Raw genomic sequence first — 18,852 nt, forward strand, 5'->3', positions numbered from 1 at the left:
TTTTGCGCAGATACGAACGCAAACCAAACAGGGCGTCCTCGCGCGGCCGGGCGAACCGGCCGCGCGAGGCCCGGTCACAGCAGCCCGTCCCAGAGCTGCTCGACCAGGACCGCCCACCAGCTCTCGGGGGTGTGCACGGCGGCCGGGTCGGCGGCCAGCAGCTGGGCCTGGAGGTCGGTGGTCCAGCGGGCCGCCTGCTCGTGGGTGAGGCCGTGCCGCAGGTGCCACATCCGGGCCAGCACCGACAGGCAGGCGACGAACTCGGGGACCCCGGAGTTGACGAAGCGCGGCGGCTCGGCCGGGTTCTCGAGGTCGACGGCGACCACCGCGGCGGTGCCGTACTGGACGCACAGCTGGCGGCCGTAGTCGTTGCCGAGCACCAGGTAGCCGCCGAAGTCCGGGCCGGGCGGCAGGCCGCGTTCGGCGGCGAGCTCGGCCAGTGTCGGGATGGGGCGGCCCTCCTGGGCCTGGGCCCAGAAGAACGGCGCGAACTCGCGCGGCAGGCCGACCCACATCAGGGTCTGGGCGACCGCCTCCGGCACGCCCTGGCGGGCCACCGCGCGCTGCTCGAACCGGAACATCGAGGGGCCGAACATCGCGCCGAGCTCCGCCGCGAGCTGCTGCGGCGGCGGGGGCGGCAGCTGCGGGACGGTGCCGGGCGGGGGCAGCGGCACCCGGACGGTGCGCGCCCGGTGCGGGGCCGACACCAGCTGGTGCAGCTGCTCGACGTGCTCCTGCAGCACGTTCATGCCGGCCTGCCGGGCGGCGGTGTCGCGGCCGTACGGGGCGGTGTGGCTGATCCGGGCGTTCGGCCAGGACGCCTTGACCATCCGGGCGCAGTAGCCGCCGGGCAGGTCGCACAGCTCCAGTTCGGTGTGCACCTCCAGCACCTGGTCGGCGGGCACGCCGAGGCGGCGCAGCTCCTGGAGGGCCCGCCACTCCGGGTGCGGGGTGCCCAGCTCGGAGGTCATCACCAGGCTCAGCTCGGAGCCGTCCGGGCCCCGGTAGTTGACCACGGCGGTGGTGCCGGGGCCGACCGTGGGCGCGCCGGACGGCGGCGGCACGGGCGCGGCCGGCGGCGGCACCGGGCCGGGGGCGCCGGGCGGGAAGCCGTGGCCCTGCGGCCCGCCCGGGAACGGCGGCGGCGGGGGTGCCTGGAACGGCGGCGCGCCCTGCGGCGCCCCGGGGAACGGCGGGGGCTGCTGGCCGGGCAGCGGGAACGGCGGGGTCGCGCCCGGCGGCAGCTCGATCGCCGGGGCCAGCTGGGTGGCCTGGTAGGCGACCGCGGCGGCCTCGGGGGCGGCCGGGGCGGCGGGCGCGGCCGGGGCCGCCGGGGCGCCCCCGGCGCGCAGCGCGTCGGGGGCGGGCGGCGGCGGGGCGCCGGGGCCGCCGCGGCCGCCGGTGTGCTGGGCGGGGCCGCCGCTGGAGGGCAGCAGGTCGTTCGGCGGGGGCGGCGGGGGCGCGCCCGGGCCGCTGCGGCCGCCGGTGTGCTGGGCGGGGCCGCCGCTGGAGGGCAGCAGGTCGTTCGGCGGGGGCGGCGGCGGGGCGCCGGGGCCGCCGCGGCCGAGCGGGGCGGCGCCGCCGGGCAGCGGGGCGCCGGGGCTGGGGGCGCCGGGCAGGCCCATCAGGCCGGGCGGGCCGTCGGTGGCGAGCATGGTCGCCGCGTAGTTGACCGCGTTCGCGGGCGGGCCCGGCGGCACCGGGGCGGCGGGCGGCACGGGGGCGGCGGGTGCCGGGGTGCCGGGGCCGCCGACCGGGAACGGCGGGGTGGCGCCGGGCGGGACGGGCGCGTCAGGCCGGCCGGGGGCGAGCACGGTGGCGGCCTCGGAGCCGGGCGGCGGCGGGACGGGCGCCCCGGGGGCGGGCGCACCGGTGAAGTAGCTGGGGCCCTCCTCGCCGGACTCCGCGACCGGCGCGGCCTGCTGGACAGGCTGCGGCACGGACGGCGCGGACGGCGCGGACGGCGGGGACGGCGGGGTCGGCGCGGCGGGCGGGGCCGGCACGGCGGGGGCCGCCGGAGCAGCCGGGGCCGCGGGCGCGCCGAGCCGGTCGGCCTCGGCGGCGATCGCGGCGGCCCCGGCCTCCTGCAGCCACTGCGGGGGGCTGAGCAGGAAGGAGGTCGCCTCGACGGCGCCGCGCACCGGCTTGGCCGCGCCGGCCGGGTTGGGGGCGCCCCCGGTGCCGTACAGCTCCTCGAACTGCCGGACCACCTCGTTGACCGGCAGCGGCGGCCAGAGCGTGCTGGCGCCGCTGTCGCGGGCGATCACCAGGCGCAGCGAGGTGCCGGGGCCGCCGGTGTGCTCGCTGCCGTCGACGGCCCAGCAGACGTAGCCGAGGTCGAACTCGCGGACCTTCACCTCGCGGTGCTGCGAGCGCGGCACCCCGGCGTTGATCCAGTCCTCGGCGGTCTCCTGTGCCTGCGCGTACGTGGTCACCACGTCTCGTCCCACCCCTGTCGTTCGTTCAGTTCACCGGGACGGCGCGGGCGAAGCCGCCGTCCACCATGAGTTCGGCGACGGTCTCCAGCTCCGCGGGCCCGCCGGCGAGGCGCAGCAGGAACGCGTCGAAGCTGTCGCCGCAGGGCAGCAGGAGGCGCTGCACGCGCTGCTCGACGGGTTCGTCGGAGCCGTCGTCGCGGGCGTCGTCGTAGGGCAGGAAGGCGACCGAGCCGGTGCCCTCGCCGCGGACCTTGACGGTCAGCAGGCCGCCCTGCAGGTAGGCGACGGCGAGGTGGTCCTTGGTGAGGTGGTCGCGCAGGCACTTGTTGGCGTACACCAGGTCGTGGGTGCCGTACTCCTCGCTGAGGGTGAGGAACGGCTGGTCGACCAGCAGGCCGAGGTCCACGTCGAGGGCGACGCCGGCCGGGCCGCGGCCGCCGGTGAGCTTCAGGAAGTCCCGGTAGGCGGTCGGCAGCGGGTGGCCGAGGCGCTGCTCGGCGCGCTGGACCAGGTCCTCGGTGACGGCGACCGGGTCGCCGCCGTCCTTGGCGAGCGAGAAGTGCGCGGGGCGGCGGTCCTGGAGCGGGCGGGTGCCGCGCCGGGTGTGGTCGGCGGTGGAGCGGGCCAGGCCGCCGTGGTGCCGCAGCAGGGCCTTGACCTCGACCGGGACGAGTTCCATCCGCCGCCAGCCGGGGGCGGCCCGGCCGACCACGTGGTGCCAGGTCCAGCCGGGCGGGGTGGCGACGGCGCTGTCCAGGTCGGCCCAGAGTTCGTGGCCCTGGGTGTAGAGCGCGGCGTTGGCCGACACGTAGTCGGTCAGGCGCAGTTCGTCGACGCCGAAGCCGGCCGGCGGGTCGGCGACCTCGGCGGCGGCGGCCGCGTACGGCGAGAAGTCCGGGTAGCCGTTCTCGTCGACGCGCACGCCCCCGGGGTGCCGCTGGGCCCGGACCGGGTCCGGGAACTGCACCACCTGGCCCGCGTACGCCGCGTTGGGCACGGCGGCGGTGCCGGGCCGACCTGTCGTCATCTGTGGTCCCCCACTGGCAGAAGCCGATGTCCTCGGGGACCAGCGTAGGGCAACGGCCGTTCGCGTTCAGGGGCACGGGGGTACCCGGCGGGGCATCGGGGCCCGGGCGCCGGCGGCGGGTCAGCGGCGGCGCAGCGCGGCGGCCAGCGCCTCGGCGACCCGGTGCTGCTGCCCCTCGGTGAGCTGGGGGAACAGCGGCAGGGTGAGCAGTTGCCCGGCGGCCCGCTCGGTGACCGGGAACGCGCCCGCGCCGTGCCCGAGGTGCCGGAACGCGGGCTGCAGGTGGACCGGGACGGGGTAGTGCACGCCGGCGCCGATCCCGGCCTGCTGGAGGGCGGCGAGCACGCCGTCCCGGCCGCGGTCGACCCGGACCGCGTACAGGTGCCAGACGTGCGCGTTGCCGGGCAGGGTGCGCGGCAGGGTGATCCCGTCCAGGCCGCCGAGCAGCTTGTCGTAGCGTTCGGCGGCGGCCCGGCGGGCCTCGTTCCAGGCGGGCAGGCGGCGGAGCTTGGCGCGCAGCACGACGGCCTGCAGGGCGTCCATCCGGGAGTTGAAGCCGAACCGCTCGTGGACGTACTTGCGGGCCGAGCCGTGGTCGCCGAGCAGCCGCACCGCCTCCGCGAGGGCGGCGTCGTCGGTGACCACCGCGCCGGCGTCGCCGTACGCGCCGAGGTTCTTGCCCGGGTAGAAGCTGGTCGCCGAGATCCGCCCCCAGCTGCCGGACGGCCGCCCGTGCCGGGTGGCGCCCTGCGACTGGGCGCCGTCCTCGACCACCGGCAGCCCGTCGGCGGCCTCCAGCAGGTGTTCCATCGGGGCGAGTTGGCCGTTCAGGTGGACGGGCAGCAGCGCGACGGACGTCGGCACCCGGTCGGCGGCCTGCGCGACGTCGATCAGCAGGTGCTCCTCGTCCACGTCCACCAGGACCGGCCGCAGCCCGGCCCGGACCACCGCCTCGGCGGTCGCCACGAAGGTGTTCGCGGGCAGCACCACCCCGCCGCCCGGCGCCAACTCCAGGGCCCGCAGCGCCATTTCGAGCGCATCGGTGCCGTTCGCCGTCCCCACCGCGTGCCCGGCCCCGGAGAACGCCGCGTACTCCCGCTCGAACGCGGCCACCTCGGGGCCCTTCACGTAGGCCCCGCTCGCCAGCACCGCGTCGAAGCCCGCCCGGACCTCCTCGGCGATCTCGGCGTGCGCGGCGTGCAGGTCGACCAGGGGGATGCTGTTCGTCACGGGAACCTCTCGGACCAGGGGCGCGGGTCACCTGCGCGGAAGCGTGCAACCAGGGGCGCGGGGAACTGCGCGAAGCGGAAGACGGACGACGGAAAGATCGCGGCGAGGGGGGAAGCTCCACGTGGGCGCGCCCCCGGGGTCTAACGCCCCAGCGCGGCCTTGAGCGCCGCGACGACGTGCTCCTGCTGCCCGTGCGTGAGCGAGTGGTACAGCGGCAGGATCAGCGTCCGCGCCGTGAGCGTCTCGGTCACCGGGAGCGGCACCCGGGCGGTGCCCTTGTACGGGGCCTCCAGGTGCGCGGCCATGATGCCGCGCCGCGCGGAGACGCCGTCCGCGGCGAGCCGGGCGAGGACCTCGCCGCGGTCGGGGGCGCCGGCGGGGAGCAGCAGCCACAGCGACTGGAAGTTGGTGCTGCCGTGCGCCGGGTCGCCGACCAGCCCGGCGGCCAGGTCCGCCCCGAGCAGTTCCCGGTAGCGGGCGGCGAGTTCGCGCCGGCGGGCGGTCATCGCGGGGAGCTTGCCGAGCTGGACCAGGCCGATCGCGGCCTGGACGTCGGTCATCCGGTGGTTGTAGCCGATCTCGTCGTAGGTCTCGACGGCGCCCGCGCCGCCCGCCCCGGCGTGCCGGTCGGCGGCCGAGACGCTCATGCCGTGCTCGCGCAGCCGCCGCAGCCGGGCGGCGAGTTCGCCGTCGCGGCAGGTGACCATGCCGCCCTCGCCGGTGGTGAGGAGCTTGCGCGGGTGGAAGGAGTACGCGGCGAGTTCGGCGCCCGCGCCGGCCGGGCGGCCGCGGTAGACGGAGCCGGCGGCGCAGGCGGCGTCCTGGACCACGGTGACGCCGCGCGGTTCGACCAGTGCCGCGATCGCGTCCAGGTCGACCGGGACGCCGCCCTGGTCGACGGCGACGACGGCCCGGGTGCGGTCGGTGAGCAGCGGGGCGACGGTGTCGGGGGTGAGGTTGCCGGTGGCCGGGTCGACGTCCGCGAAGACCGGGGTGGCGCCGACGTAGGTGACGGCGTTGGCGGTGGCGATGAAGGAGAGCGAGGGGACGACGACCTCGTCGCCGGGGCCGACGCCGGCGCCGATCATCGCCAGGTGCAGGGCGGTGGTGCAGGAGGAGACCGCGACGGCGTGCGGCACGCCGAGGTGTTCGGCGAAGGCCCGTTCGAAGGCGGCCACCCGGGGGCCCTGGGCGACCCAGCCGGAGCGGACGGCCGCGGCGGCGGCCTCGGCCTCCTCCTCGCCGAGCCAGGGGATCATGACGGGAATGGTGGACATGGCGGTGGGCTCCTTCGGTTCACGCACGGCCGCGGTCGCGCCCGCGTACGGCTCCCCGTCCCCGCCGCGGCGCGTCCCGGCCGGCGGGGGCCTTCGATCCGCGCGGTCGCCCGCGCCCCTGCACCTCCCGTGCGCGCTGCGGGCCTAGGCCTGCGCGCGCCACCAGGCGACGAGTCTGCGCAGCCCCTCGTCGAGGCCGAGTTCGGGCTTCCAGCCGAGGTCGCGTTCGGCGGCGGAGACGTCGGCCAGCCGCCGGACCACGCCGCCGGCGGTGTCCCGGGCCGGGCCGTGCTCGACGTCGAGGTCGGAGTCCATGGCGGCGAGCAGCGCGTCGGCGAGGCCGCGCAGCGAGACCTCGGTGCCGGAGGCGATGTTGTAGACCCGGTCGGTGACGGGGGCGGCGGCGGCCATCAGGTTGGCCCGGGCGATGTCCTCGGTGTAGACGAAGTCCATGGTCTGGGCGCCGTCGCCGAAGATCAGCGGGGGCTGTCCGGCGGCGATCCGCTCCATCCAGCGGATGAACACCTCGGTGTAGCGGCCGTGCACGTCCATCCGGGGGCCGTACACGTTGAAGTACCGCAGGGCGACGTAGTCGAGGCCGTGCATGGCGTGGAAGCTGCGCAGCAGGCCCTCGTTGAAGACCTTGGCGGCGCCGTACAGGGTGTCGTTGCGGTAGGGGTGCTGGGTCTCGGGCGTCGGGAAGGTGTCGGCGAGGCCGTACACCGAGGCGGTGGAGGAGGCGATCACCTTGCGCACGCCGGTCTCCGCGGCGGCCTCGACCACGTCGAAGGTGCCGTCGACCATGACCTCCAGGGCGAGCCGGGGTTCGGCGGCGCACTGGGTGATCCGGATCGCGGCGAGGTGGAACAGCGCGTCGGTGCCGGGCGCGAGCAGTTCGCGCAGCAGGGCCCGGTCGCGGATGTCGCCGTCGACGACCTTCAGCTGTCCGGGGGCGGCGAGTTCCCGCGCGCGGTCCAGGTTGGCGGCCCGGCCGCGGACGAAGTTGTCGAGGACGACGACCTCGCGGGCGCCGGACTCGACCAGCTGGTCGACGACGGCGGAGCCGATGGTGCCGGCGCCGCCGGTGACCAGGCAGCGGGAGCCTTCGAGCGGGACGGCGGCGTTCATCGGGCGGCGGCCTTCTGCTGGGCGGGGAGTCGGCGGGTGAGCAGCGCGGTGTCGTCGGCGGTGCCGGTGCCGGCGTCCACCGGGACGGTCGCGCCGCCGAGTTCGAGGCTGCGGGAGGCGGCGTGCAGCAGGCGCAGCACGCGCAGTCCGGCCCGGCCGTCGGTGAGCGGGGCGCGGCCCTCGGTGATGGCGGCGGCGAACTCGGCCATCACGTTGCGCAGCGCCTCCTGTTCGACCAGGGCGGGGGCGACCACGTCGCCGACCCGGTAGGAGATCAGGGCGCGGTGCCGGATGGCGTCGGTGAGTTCGTCGGGCGGGGTGAGGTCGACGCCGCGGTCGTGGATCGCCAGCCGGGCCTGCGGGTTGAGGTCGTCCCAGACCAGGGTGCGGCGGGAGCCGCCGATCAGCGTGGTGCGGACCTTGGTCGGGGAGAGCCAGTTGACGTGGCAGTGGGCGAGCGCGCCGTTGGACAGGTGCAGCGTCAGGTAGGCGACGCAGGCCCGGCCGGCGCCGATCGGGTCGGCGGCCTGGGCGCTGACGCCGACGGGTTCGACGTCCGGCGGGAGGACGAAGTCGAGGATGGACAGGTCGTGCGGGGCGAGGTCCCACAGCACGTCGACGTCGGGCTGGACCAGTCCGAGGTTGATCCGCACCGAGTCGAAGAACTGGACGTCGCCGATCTCGCCGCCGTGCACGAGTTCGCGGATCCGGCGCACCACCGGCGTGTAGCAGAAGGTGTGGTCGCACATCAGGACCAGGCCGCGCTCCTCGGCGAGGGCGACCAGGTCGGCGGCCTCGGCGACGGTGGTGGTGATCGGCTTCTCGACCAGGACGTGCTTGCCGGCCTCCAGGGCGGCCCGGGCCAGCGCGTGGTGGGCGCCGGCCGGGGTGGCGATGGCCACCGCCCGGACCCGCTCGTCGGCGAGCACCTGCTCGTACGAGGTGGTGGAGGCGACGGTGGAGTACTCGCCGAGGACCGTGCGGGAGCGCTGTTCGTCGAGGTCGCAGAGCCAGTGCAGCCGCAGGGCGGCGGTCTGCTGGGCGTTGCGGACCAGGTTCGGGCCCCAGTAGCCGGCGCCGACCACGGCCAGGCCGATCCGCCGGTCGGGTTTCCGTTCGGTGCTGCCCGGTGTGGGCACGTGTTCCCCGGGCGCCTCGTGCGCCACGACGTTCGACCCCATCGCAAGACCCCCCTTGCCGCCGCGTCGCTCGAACCGTACCGGCCCGGCCCGGCCCGTCGGGGCACAATCGGCAAAACCGGTGGCGGCCACCCGGGGCGCGGGCGGCGGCAGTTCGGCCCTCCGTACACCTCCGCGCGCCCCGTGTCCGCACCCCGGCGCGGCGTGCGCCGGATCGGTTTGGCAGGCTGGATGCTCTGGGGTGAGGATTCACTGTCCGTGGGTCCCGCTACCCTGCGTGATCCACCGTCCGCCGGCCGGCCACCGGCAGCGGCGGAGCCGTGCCGCGTACGACGCCGAGGAGCAGCCATGGACCAGTCGGGCCCGCCGCCCGTGTTGCGCCACCAGCGCGACAGCCTGCTGCCCGCGGTCGCGGCGGCGCTGTCGCTGCGCGGCGGCACGGTGCACACCCTGGCCGGGGACAAGTCGGAGCTCGCGCCGGTGCTGCACCCGCTGGTCGGCGAGTTCCTGGCGGGGCTGCCGGTGGAGAAGCGCGAGCGCTTCGTCGGCCGCTGCCCGGAGGCGGCGCTGCTCTCCCAGTACCTGGGGCAGGTGGACGCGTCGCGCTCGAAGCGGGCCGCGCGCAAGCCGATGACCGTGCAGGAGGCCCGCAAGGCGCTCAAGGGGGCCCGGATGACCACGCTGCGGATCCGCGAGGAGGGGGACCCGGCGCACGGCACGCACGCGCCGCCGTGCCGCTCCTGCGGCCCGCTGCTGGACCACCTGAACGTGGCCAGCGTCGCGGTCGGCCCGCCCGGCCGCTGAGCCCGCGCCACCGAGCGCCCCCGTCCCCCCGTCCCCGAGCCCGTGGAGCACACCCTGAACGCCGGCACCGTCCGCACCCAGCCCCGCTTCCCGGCCGACGTGGCAGCCGCCCTGAAGCAGGCCGGCTGGCACCCCGGCCGCTGGGAGATCCGGCAGGCCGAACTGTGGGCCGACGCCCTGGTCGCGTACGGCGGCCCGCTGGAGCCGCAGCACGCGGTGTTCCCGGCCGCGATCGAGGCCTGGGCCGAGTTCGGCGGCCTGGCCTTCGACGTCCCGGGCCCGGGCGACACCCTGGCCCGCACCCCGTTCCTGCTCGACCCGCGCTGCGGCCTGCACGCCCCGCGCACCCTGACCGACCTCGGCCGGGCCCTGGACACCCGGCTCGCCCCGCTCGGCGAGGAGCTGTACGGGCAGGCCCTGCTGGCCATCGACGAGCAGGGCCGGGTCTACAGCCTCGACCACACCGGCGAGTGGTTCCTGGGCGACAGCGTCGACCGGGCGATCGGCACCCTGGTGCTGGGCCGCGCCCCGCACCGGCTGCGCACCGCCCAGGACTGACCGCCGGCACCGGGCCGGACCGCGCCCCGGCCCGACGGGCCGTCAGGCCGGCGCGGTCGGGCGCCGCAGCCGGGACGGCAGCACCGCCTCGACCCGGAACCCGCCGCCGTCCTCCCGCCCGGCGTGGAAGGCCCCGCCGAGCGCCACCACCCGCTCGCGCATCCCGACCAGCCCGTTGCCGCCGCTCGGCAGCGCCACCGGCGCCACCCCGCCCGGGCACTCGTTCACCACCGACACCCGCACCCCGTTCGGCACGTACGCCAGCAGCACCGCGACCCGCGCCCCGCCCGCGTACTTGTGCGCGTTGGTCAGGCCCTCCTGCACCACCCGGTACGCGGTCTGCTCGGCCTCCGCGACGTACTCCAGGCGCTCGCCGCTGACCGTCAGGGTCACCGCCATGCCCGCCACCCGGGACTGCTCGACCAGCTCCGGCAGTTCGGCCAGGCCGCCCACCGGGGCCTCCACCTGCTCCTGCGGCTCGGTCATCCGCAGCACGCCGAGGATCTCCCGCAGCTCGTCCAGCGCCTGCCGGCCGGTCTCGCCGATCAGCCGCGCCGACTGCTGCGCCCTGGCCGGGTCCTTGGGGACGATCCGCTCCACCGCGGCGGCGTGCACCACCATCAGGCTGACCCGGTGCGCGACCACGTCGTGCATCTCCCGAGCGATCCTGGTGCGCTCCTCGACCCGGGCCCGCCAGGCCCGCTCGCGGGCCTGGTCGGCCAGCAGGCTCAACTCCCCCTCCAGGCCCTGCGCCCGGTCCTTGAGCGACTCCACCAGGCGCCGCCGGGCCCCCACGTACAGGCCGGTGACCATCGGGGCCACCGCCATGCCGACCGCGACGAACGCCGAGATCACCACGAACACCCAGGTGGGCGGCAGCGGTTCGGCGGGCGGCGCCTTGCTGGGCGCGGTGGTGGCGAACAGCACCATGCCGAAGGTCTCGACCATCGCCACCGCCGACAGCACCAGCACCCGGGCCCGCCGCGAGGGCCACTCCCAGGTCGCCGCCAGCGTGTACAGCGACACCACCAGCAGCACCACGCCGAAGAAGCCCGGCACGAACACCAGCGCCACCACCACCGGCACCACCGGCCAGCGCCGCCGCACCACCAGCGACGCCCCCGCGAGCGCCCCCAGCACCACGCACACCACGGTCGCGGGCAGCCCCCAGTCGAGCCGGTCCCGGACCAGTCCGTACGCCCCCGCGGCGCACTCCGCCGCCGACACCGCGGCCAGTGCCACGTCCAGCGCCGCGCCGCGCCGCCGCGCCCACCACCACGGGCCGTCCCCCGACGGCTTCTCACTCATGCCGCCACCATACGCAGTGCCGACGGCGGGCCGGCGGCGCCGGGGCAACTGTCCGCCATCCGGCCACCTCTCCGTTCTGGCACCCCGTGCCACCTATGCTGTTGCCCGTCGGACAGCGCGGTCCGCCACCCGTCACCCGCACCGCGGTGATGTCAGAGCCGTTGCCGAAACCCCACCACCACAGGGAGACAGCCGTGACCGCTCCGGTCCCCACTCCGGCGGACAACCCTTCCGTGATCGCCGACGCGGACGACAACGCCGCGCTGCGTGCGGACATCCGCCGCCTCGGCGATCTGCTCGGGGAGACCCTGGTCCGCCAGGAGGGCCCCGAACTGCTGGGCCTGGTCGAGCAGGTGCGCCTGCTGAGCCGCACCGACGGCGAGGCGACGGCGCAGCTGCTGGCGGAGATCGACCTGGACACCGCCGCGAAGCTGGTGCGGGCCTTCTCCACCTACTTCCACCTGGCGAACGTCACCGAGCAGGTGCACCGCGGCCGGGAGTTCGCCGACCGCCGGGCCCGGGAGGGCTCGCTGCTGTCGCAGACCGTGGACCAGCTGAAGGAGGCGGACCCGAAGCACCTGGAGGACACCCTGGCCAACCTCGCGGTGCGCCCGGTGTTCACCGCGCACCCGACCGAGGCGGCCCGCCGCTCGGTGCTGAACAAGCTGCGCCGGGTCGGCGAACTGCTGGAGCGCATCCACCGCGAGCAGGCCGCCACCGGCCGGGCCGACAGCGCCCGGCAGACCTCGGCCCGCCGCCAGGCCGACCGCCGCCTCGCCGAGGTGATCGACCTGCTCTGGCAGACCGACGAGCTGCGGATCGCCCGCCCGGAGCCCACCGACGAGGCCCGCAACGCCGTCTACTACCTGGACGAGCTGTACCGCGACGCCGTCCCGGAGGTGCTGGAGGAGCTGCACGAGGAGCTGGCCCGGGTCGGCCTGGAGCTGCCCGAGGGCGTGCGCCCGCTGACCTTCGGCACCTGGATCGGCGGCGACCGCGACGGCAACCCGAACGTCACCCCGCGGGTCACCTGGGACGTGCTCAACCTGCAGCACGAGTACGGCATCAAGGACGCCCTGGAGGCGATCGACGACCTGCGCGCCGCGCTCTCCACCTCGGTCCGCCTGGCCGGGGCCTCCGAGGAGCTGCTGGCCTCGCTGGACGCCGACCTGGCGCACCTGCCGGAGCTCAGCCCGCGCTACAAGCGGATGAACGCCGAGGAGCCGTACCGGCTGAAGGCCACCTGCATCCGGATCAAGCTGGAGAACACCCGCGACCGGCTGGCCGCCGGCACCGCGCCCACCCCGGGCCGGGACTACGTCGGCACCCGCGACCTGCTGGCCGACCTGCGCCTGATCCAGGACTCGCTGCGGGCCCACCGCGGCGGCCTGATCGCCGACGGCCGCCTGGCCCGGGCGATCCGCACCATCGAGGCGTTCGGCCTGCAGCTGGCCACCATGGACGTGCGCGAGCACGCCGAGGCGCACCACCACGCGCTGGGCCAGCTCTTCGACCGGCTCGGCGAGGAGGCGTGGCGCTACACCGACATGCCGCGCGAGTACCGCCAGCGCCTGCTGTCCAAGGAGATGCGCTCGCGCCGCCCGCTGGCCCCGACCCCGGCGCCGCTGGACGCCGCGGGCGCCAAGACGCTGGGCGTGTTCACCACCATCCGCGAGGGCTTCGAGCGGTTCGGCGACGAGATCGTCGAGTCGTACATCATCTCGATGTGCCAGGGCGCGGACGACGTGTTCGCGGCCGCCGTGCTGGCCCGCGAGGCCGGGCTGATCGACCTGCACGCGGGCATCGCCAAGATCGGCATCGTGCCGCTGCTGGAGACCACCGACGAGCTCCAGGAGGCCGACCGGATCCTGGACGAGATGCTCTCCGACCCCTCCTACCGGCTGCTGGTGTCGCTGCGCGGCGACATCCAGGAGGTCATGCTCGGCTACTCGGACTCCTCGAAGTTCGGCGGCATCACCACCTCGCAGTGGGAGATCCACCGCGCCCAGCGCCGGCTGCGCGACGTCGCGCACCGCTACGGCATCCGGCTGCGGCTCTTCCACGGCCGCGGCGGCACCGTCGGCCGCGGCGGCGGCCCCTCGCACGAGGCGATCCTGGCCCAGCCCTGGGGCACCCTGGAGGGCGAGATCAAGGTCACCGAGCAGGGCGAGGTGATCAGCGACAAGTACCTGCTGCCCTCGCTGGCCCGGGAGAACCTGGAGCTGACCCTCTCCGCCACGCTGGCCGCGTCCGCGCTGCACACCGCGCCCCGCCAGGCCCCCGAGGAGCTGGCCCGCTGGGACGCCGCGATGGACCGGGTCTCGGCCGCCGCGCACACCTCCTACCGGGCCCTGGTCGAGCAGGAGGACCTGCCGAAGTACTTCTTCGCCGCCACCCCGGTCGACCAGCTGGCCTCGCTGCACCTGGGCTCCCGCCCGTCCCGCCGTCCCGACAGCGGCGCGGGTCTGGACGGCCTGCGGGCCATCCCGTGGGTGTTCGGCTGGACGCAGTCCCGGCAGATCGTGCCCGGCTGGTACGGCGTGGGCTCCGGCCTGGCGGCGGCCCGCGCGGCCGGTCTGGGCGACGTGCTGGACGAGATGCACGGCAACTGGCACTTCTTCCGCAACTTCCTGTCCAACGTCGCCATGACGCTGGCCAAGACGGACCTGCGGATCGCCCGCCACTACGTCGAGCAGCTGGTCCCGGCCGAGCTGCACCACGTCTTCGACCAGATCGTCGCCGAGCACGACCTGACCCTGCGCGAGGTGCTGCGGCTGACCGGCGAGTCGGAGCTGCTGGAGCACGACGAGGTCCTCAAGCAGACCTTCACCGTGCGCGACGCCTACCTCGACCCGATCTCCTACCTGCAGGTCGCGCTGCTGCGCCGGCAGCGCGAGGAGGTCGCGGCCGGCCGTCCCGAGGACCCGCTGCGGGCCCGGGCGCTGCTGCTCACCGTGAACGGCATCGCGGCGGGCCTGCGCAACACCGGCTGACCCGCCCCCCGCAACGCAACGGCGGCCCGCCCCCTCGTCCACCGAGGGGGCGGGCCGCCGCCGTTCGCCGTGCCCGCCGTTCAGGCCTTCTTGCGCTTGCGCAGCCAGGCCGCGGCCCCGCCGGCCACCACCACCAGGCCGCCGCCGACCGCGTACAGGCCGGCCGAGCCGACCGAGCCGGGCGGCGGGGCGATCCGGGCCGCGGCGGGCTCCGGGACGGTGGTGGGCTCGGCCGCGGCGGCGGGCCCGACGGCCCACCCCCCGGCGGCCAGGCACAGGACGGTGCCCCCGACGACCTTGCCCACGCGCTGTGACCGGATCACGGTCGATACCCCCATAGACGGCACTTCAATCCTTGCTGCACCGAATCCGACGGTATCCGATCGCACGGCGTTTCTGACCCCCGGTCAGCTTCCACCGGGCAAGCGTTGCATGAACGTTGTGTACGGAGGGTGGTCGAATCCGGTGCCGCCAGCACCGGGTGTCAACGGGGGTGCGGAGGTCAGGAGTTGTAGTTCTGCTGGGCCCGCTCCAGGCCGTCCGCCAGCAGCGCCTCGACGGCGTCGGCGGCCCGGTCGACGAACCAGTCGAGGTCCTTGCGCTCGGTGGAGGAGAAGTCCTTGAGCACGAAGTCGGCGACCTCCATCCGGCCCGGCGGGCGGCCGATCCCGCAGCGGACCCGGTGGTAGTCGGGGCCGAGCGACTTGGTGATCGACTTGAGGCCGTTGTGGCCGTTGTCGCCGCCGCCGGTCTTCAGCCGCAGCGCCGCGTAGTCGAGGTCCAGTTCGTCGTGGACGGCGACGATCGCCGGGGTGGGCACCTTGTAGAAGTCGCGCAGCGCGGTGACCGGCCCGCCCGAGAGGTTCATGAAGCTCATCGGCTCGGCCAGCACGACCCGCTTCCCGGCCAGCCGCCCCTCGGCGACCTGGGCGCGGCTCTTGTGGGCCTTGAACTTCGCCCCCATCCGCCGGGCCAGCAGCTCGACCACCATGAAGCCGATGTTGTGCCGGTTGCGGGCGTACTCCTTGCCGGGGTTGCCGAGGCCCACCACCAGCCAGGGGCCGTCGTACTCGCTCATGCCGCTCCTCACGCGGGTGTTCTCCGTACCGTCACATCATCCCGGACACGCCGCTGCCCCGGCCGTCCGCGCACGGGGCGGGACGGCCGGGGCAGCGAAGCGGGGTGATCAGGCCTCGACGGCCTCGTCGGCGGCGGCCTCGTCGGCAGCCTCCTCGGTGGCCTCGGGGGCCTGGGCGCCGATGACCTGCAGCACGACGGCGTCGGCCTCGACGGCCAGGGTGACGCCGGACGGCAGGGTGATGTCGCCGGCGGTGATGGCGGCGCCGGCCTCCAGGCCCTCGACCGAGACGGTGACCGACTCGGGCAGGTGGGTGGCCTCGGCCTCGATCGGGAGGGCGTTGAGCACGTTCTCGATCAGGTTGCCGCCGGGGGCCAGCTCGCCCTCGGTGTGGACCGGGATCTCGACGGTGACCTTCTCGCCGCGCTTGACCAGCAGCAGGTCGACGTGCTCGATGGAGCGCTTGATGGCCTCGCGCTGCACGGCCTTCGGCAGCACGTACTCGTCCTTGCCCTCGATCGGGACGACCAGCAGGGCGTTCGGGGTCTTGAGCGCCATCATCAGGTCGTGGCCGGGCAGGTTCAGGTGCACCGGGGCGTGGCCGTGGCCGTAGACGACACCGGGGACGAAGCCGGCGCGACGGGCACGACGGGCGGCACCCTTGCCGAACTCGGTGCGGGACTCGGCGGCGATGCGGATCTCGGACACGACTGCACTCCTCGTGAAGCGAAGGGGTGCAGGAACGACAGAACCGCCGGGCCACACCCTCAAGTGTTGGGGGGACGCTCGGCGGTTCGATCAAGGCGCATCGTTCTCGCGCGTCGATCACGGAGCACCGAAGTGGGCATCCCTCGCCGAGCAGTCTCCCAAGACTAACCGGGCGGTGGCGCGGACGTGAAATCGGCCCCCGGCTCCGTGCGGAGCCGGGGGCCGGGGAAGGGGCTGACGAGGGGTCAGTGCACGCCCTCGAAGAGGCTGGTGACCGATCCGTCCTCGAACACCTCGCGCACCGCGGCGGCGATCGACGGGGCGATCGACAGCGTGGTGATCTTGTCCAGCTGGAGCTGGGCCGGGGTCGGCAGGGTGTTGGTGAACACGAACTCGCTGACCCGGGAGTTCTTCAGCCGGTCCGCGGCGGGGCCGGAGAGCACGCCGTGGGTGGCGGCCACGATGACGTCGGCGGCGCCGGCGTCGAAGAGCGCGTCGGCGGCGGCGCAGATGGTGCCGGCGGTGTCGATCATGTCGTCGACCAGGACGCAGACCCGGTCCTTGACGTCACCGACCACCTCGGCGGACAGGATGGTGTTGGCCTGGGACATGTCGCGGCGCTTGTGGATGATCGCCAGCGGGGCGCCGAGGCGGTCGCACCACTGGTCGGCGACCTTCACGCGCCCGGCGTCCGGGGAGACGATGGTCAGCTTGGAGCGGTCGGGGACCCGGTTGCCGACGTAGTCGGCGAGCATCGGCAGCGCGAACAGGTGGTCCACCGGGCCGTCGAAGAAGCCCTGGATCTGCGCGGTGTGCAGGTCCACGGCCATCAGCCGGTCGGCGCCGGCCTGGCGCAGCAGGTCGGCGACCAGGCGGGCCGAGATGGGCTCGCGGCCGAGGTGCTTCTTGTCCTGCCGGGCGTAGCCGTAGAACGGGAGGATCGCGGTGATGCTGCGGGCCGACGCGCGCTTGAGCGCGTCGATCATGATCAGCTGCTCCATGATCCACTGGTTGATCGGAGCCGTGTGGCTCTGGATCACGAAGCAGTCCGCGCCGCGGGCGGACTCCAGGAAGCGGACGTAGATCTCGCCGTTGGCGAAGTCCAGGGCCTTGGTCGGGACGAGTTCGGTGCCCAGCTCGCGGGCGACCTCCTCGGCAAGTCCGTGGTGGGCACGGCCGGAAAAGAGTTTGAGCTTCTTCTCACCGGAGGTCGTGATCCCGCTCACTGCACCGTCTCCTCGATGTATTGCCACTCTGGGTGAGTACGCCGAGGCACGGCCGAACAGGCCCGATGGCGCACGTGTGTACTTCAGGTTACGCGCCCCGCCACCGGTCCGACGGCCGGGGACCACTCCTCAAGATCCCCGGCCGCCCCGTCCGACTACTCCGTCCCGTTGGCCTCCGCGGCCGCCCGGGCGGAGGCCGAACCGGGCCGCTTCCGCTCAACCCAGCCCGCGATGTTGCGCTGCTGGGCCCGCGCGACGGCCAGCGAACCGGCCGGGACGTCGTTGGTGATCACCGAGCCGGCCGCCGTGTAGGAGCCGTCACCGACCGTCACCGGGGCGATGAACATGTTGTCGGAACCCGTGCGGCAGTGGGCCCCGATGACCGTCCGGTGCTTGTTCACCCCGTCGTAGTTGACTGTGACCGACGCCGCACCCACGTTGGTGCCCTCGCCGATGGTGGCGTCCCCGATGTACGACAGGTGCGGGACCTTCGCCCCCTCGCCGAGCTCCGAGTTCTTGATCTCGACGTAGGTGCCGACCTTCGCCTTCCGGGCCAGCCGGGTGCCCGGCCGCAGGTACGCGTACGGGCCGACCGAGGTCTCCGGCCCGATCTCGGCGCGCTCGGCCGTGGTGTTGCTCACACGGGCGCCCGCGCCGACCGCGGTGTCGGTGAGCGTGCTGTTCGGGCCGACCTCGCAGCCCTCGCCGAGGTGGCTGGCGCCGCGCAGCTGGGTGTTGGGGTGCACCAGCGCGTCCGGCTCGTAGGTCACCTGGACGTCGAGCCAGGTGGAGGCCGGGTCGACCACGGTGACGCCGGCCCGCATGGCGTCCTCCAGCAGCCGGTCGTTGAGCAGCCGGCGGGCCGCGGCCAGCTGCACCCGGTCGTTGATGCCGACGATCTCCCGGTGGTCGGCGGCGACCACCGCGCCGACCCGGTGGCCCTCGCGGCGGAGGATCTCCAGGGTGTCGGTCAGGTACTCCTCGCCCTGCACGTTGTCGGTGCCGACGAGCGAGAGCGCGAGCGCCAGCAGCTTGGCGTCGAAGGCGAACACCCCGGAGTTGATCTCGTTGACGGCCAGCTGCTCGGCGGTGGCGTCCTTGTGCTCGACGATCGCGGAGACCGCGCCGTCCGGGCCGCGCAGGATCCGGCCGTAGCCGGTGGCGTCGGGGACCTCGGCGGTCAGCACGGTGACGCCGTTGCCCTGCCCGGCGTGCGCGGCGGCCAGCGCCCGCAGGGTGGCGCCGGTGAGCAGCGGGGCGTCGCCGGTGGTGACCAGCACGGTGCCGTCCAGCTGCACGCCGTCGGCGGCCAGCGCCTCCAGCGCGGTGCGCACGGCGTGGCCGGTGCCGTTCTGCTCGGTCTGGACGACCGGGCGGGCGGCCGGGTAGTGCTCGGCCAGGTGCGCGTGGACCAGCTCGCGCAGGTGGCCGGTGACCACGACGAGCTGACCGGGCGTCAGTTCCCGGGCGGCGGAGACCGCGTGGCCCACCAGGGAGCGCCCGCAGATCTCGTGCAGCACCTTCGGCAGCGCCTTGGACTTCATTCGGGTACCGCCCCCGGCGGCGAGCACGATCACGGCGGCGGGCTGGTTGGCACTCACGCGGGGAGACTCCTCGGTCGATGCGGGTTGAGGGCGCACCGAACAATACCGAGAGAAAACGAACGGAAACCGTCCGAAACGGTCGGGCCGGGACGCTGCCGGGCCGGAAGGGGCTCCGCCGCTAGGATTCGAACCCAGACAAAGGCCTCCAAAGGGCCCTGTGCTGCCATTACACCACGGCGGAAAGGGCGCGCTGCGCGCCCAGCACAGCCTAAGGGCTGACGGCCCGTAGCTCCACCACCTTCCGCGAAGGCGCCCCGTCGACGGGGCGGAATCCGCCGGGCGAACAGTGCGACACGTCCGCGCACGGGCCTTCCGCCCTCCCCGGCCCGGTACT

At 74.9% G+C, this 18,852-nt stretch carries 15 protein-coding genes and 1 tRNA gene; 3 read left to right on the plus strand and 13 right to left on the minus strand.

Annotated features, from left to right (window positions below; translation table 11 throughout):
• Nucleotides 1-74: 74 nt before the first annotated feature.
• The 6 genes from EDD39_RS02740 to EDD39_RS02765 all read right to left on the minus strand — a co-directional run bounded on the left by EDD39_RS02740 (nt 75) and on the right by EDD39_RS02765 (nt 8,281).
• Nucleotides 75-2,435, minus strand: a complete 2,361-nt coding sequence (locus EDD39_RS02740) for an SUKH-4 family immunity protein (protein WP_123553203.1) — start codon at nt 2,433-2,435, stop codon at nt 75-77.
• Nucleotides 2,436-2,463: 28 nt separating this feature from the next.
• Nucleotides 2,464-3,465 carry an HNH endonuclease gene (locus EDD39_RS02745; protein ID WP_123553204.1) on the minus strand — a complete coding sequence of 334 codons (1,002 nt, stop codon included), beginning with the start codon at nt 3,463-3,465 and terminating at the stop codon, nt 2,464-2,466.
• A gap of 120 nt (nt 3,466-3,585) precedes the next feature.
• Nucleotides 3,586-4,695 carry a DegT/DnrJ/EryC1/StrS family aminotransferase gene (locus EDD39_RS02750; RefSeq protein WP_123553205.1) on the minus strand — a complete coding sequence of 370 codons (1,110 nt, stop codon included), beginning with the start codon at nt 4,693-4,695 and terminating at the stop codon, nt 3,586-3,588.
• Between the two features lie 140 nt (nt 4,696-4,835).
• Nucleotides 4,836-5,972, minus strand: coding sequence for a DegT/DnrJ/EryC1/StrS family aminotransferase (locus tag EDD39_RS02755; protein ID WP_123553206.1), 1,137 nt, complete (start codon nt 5,970-5,972; stop codon nt 4,836-4,838).
• Between the two features lie 144 nt (nt 5,973-6,116).
• Entirely contained in the window at nt 6,117-7,100 is a 984-nt protein-coding gene (locus EDD39_RS02760) for an NAD-dependent epimerase/dehydratase family protein (RefSeq protein WP_123553207.1), read from the minus strand.
• The gene (locus EDD39_RS02765) at nt 7,097-8,281 is read right to left on the minus strand and encodes a Gfo/Idh/MocA family protein (RefSeq protein WP_244256577.1); all 1,185 of its coding nucleotides are present in this window, start codon (nt 8,279-8,281) and stop codon (nt 7,097-7,099) included. Before EDD39_RS02765 ends, EDD39_RS02760 begins: the two co-directional genes overlap by 4 nt.
• A gap of 306 nt (nt 8,282-8,587) precedes the next feature.
• Between EDD39_RS02765 and EDD39_RS02770 the strand changes: the two genes are divergently transcribed.
• Together EDD39_RS02770 and EDD39_RS02775 are read left to right on the plus strand one after the other, a co-directional pair.
• The gene (locus EDD39_RS02770) at nt 8,588-9,043 is read left to right on the plus strand and encodes a YwqJ-related putative deaminase (protein ID WP_123553208.1); all 456 of its coding nucleotides are present in this window, start codon (nt 8,588-8,590) and stop codon (nt 9,041-9,043) included.
• Nucleotides 9,044-9,085: 42 nt separating this feature from the next.
• Nucleotides 9,086-9,601 carry an SUKH-3 domain-containing protein gene (locus EDD39_RS02775; protein WP_051829162.1) on the plus strand — a complete coding sequence of 172 codons (516 nt, stop codon included), beginning with the start codon at nt 9,086-9,088 and terminating at the stop codon, nt 9,599-9,601.
• A 42-nt stretch (nt 9,602-9,643) separates the two neighbouring features.
• Here EDD39_RS02775 and EDD39_RS02780 read toward each other — a convergent pair whose 3' ends face one another.
• Nucleotides 9,644-10,909 carry a sensor histidine kinase gene (locus EDD39_RS02780; protein WP_123553209.1) on the minus strand — a complete coding sequence of 422 codons (1,266 nt, stop codon included), beginning with the start codon at nt 10,907-10,909 and terminating at the stop codon, nt 9,644-9,646.
• 194 nt (nt 10,910-11,103) lie between these two features.
• Here EDD39_RS02780 and ppc point away from each other — a divergent pair, with 194 nt between their 5' ends.
• Complete coding sequence (ppc, locus tag EDD39_RS02785) at nt 11,104-13,902, plus strand: phosphoenolpyruvate carboxylase (RefSeq protein ID WP_425269633.1); 2,799 nt, start codon at nt 11,104-11,106, stop codon at nt 13,900-13,902.
• Between the two features lie 80 nt (nt 13,903-13,982).
• Here the strand turns inward: ppc and EDD39_RS02790 are convergent, their stop codons facing one another.
• From EDD39_RS02790 to EDD39_RS02815, 6 genes are all read right to left on the minus strand, one after another.
• Nucleotides 13,983-14,207 (minus strand): hypothetical protein, encoded by a 225-nt coding sequence (locus EDD39_RS02790; protein WP_123817531.1) that lies wholly within the window; start codon nt 14,205-14,207, stop codon nt 13,983-13,985.
• 197 nt (nt 14,208-14,404) lie between these two features.
• Nucleotides 14,405-14,980: an aminoacyl-tRNA hydrolase gene (gene pth, locus EDD39_RS02795; RefSeq protein WP_123553211.1), complete on the minus strand. Its 576-nt coding sequence runs from the start codon at nt 14,978-14,980 to the stop codon at nt 14,405-14,407.
• Nucleotides 14,981-15,088: 108 nt separating this feature from the next.
• Nucleotides 15,089-15,688 (minus strand): 50S ribosomal protein L25/general stress protein Ctc, encoded by a 600-nt coding sequence (locus tag EDD39_RS02800; RefSeq protein ID WP_123553212.1) that lies wholly within the window; start codon nt 15,686-15,688, stop codon nt 15,089-15,091.
• Nucleotides 15,689-15,933: 245 nt separating this feature from the next.
• Nucleotides 15,934-16,914 (minus strand): ribose-phosphate diphosphokinase, encoded by a 981-nt coding sequence (locus EDD39_RS02805; protein WP_123553213.1) that lies wholly within the window; start codon nt 16,912-16,914, stop codon nt 15,934-15,936.
• A 155-nt stretch (nt 16,915-17,069) separates the two neighbouring features.
• Complete coding sequence (gene glmU / locus EDD39_RS02810) at nt 17,070-18,515, minus strand: bifunctional UDP-N-acetylglucosamine diphosphorylase/glucosamine-1-phosphate N-acetyltransferase GlmU (protein WP_123553214.1); 1,446 nt, start codon at nt 18,513-18,515, stop codon at nt 17,070-17,072.
• A gap of 113 nt (nt 18,516-18,628) precedes the next feature.
• Nucleotides 18,629-18,699: transfer RNA gene (locus tag EDD39_RS02815), tRNA-Gln, on the minus strand.
• Between the last annotated feature and the right edge of the window lie 153 nt (nt 18,700-18,852).

Origin of the sequence: Kitasatospora cineracea (genome assembly GCF_003751605.1) — a bacterium.
Lineage (GTDB): Bacteria > Actinomycetota > Actinomycetes > Streptomycetales > Streptomycetaceae > Kitasatospora > Kitasatospora cineracea.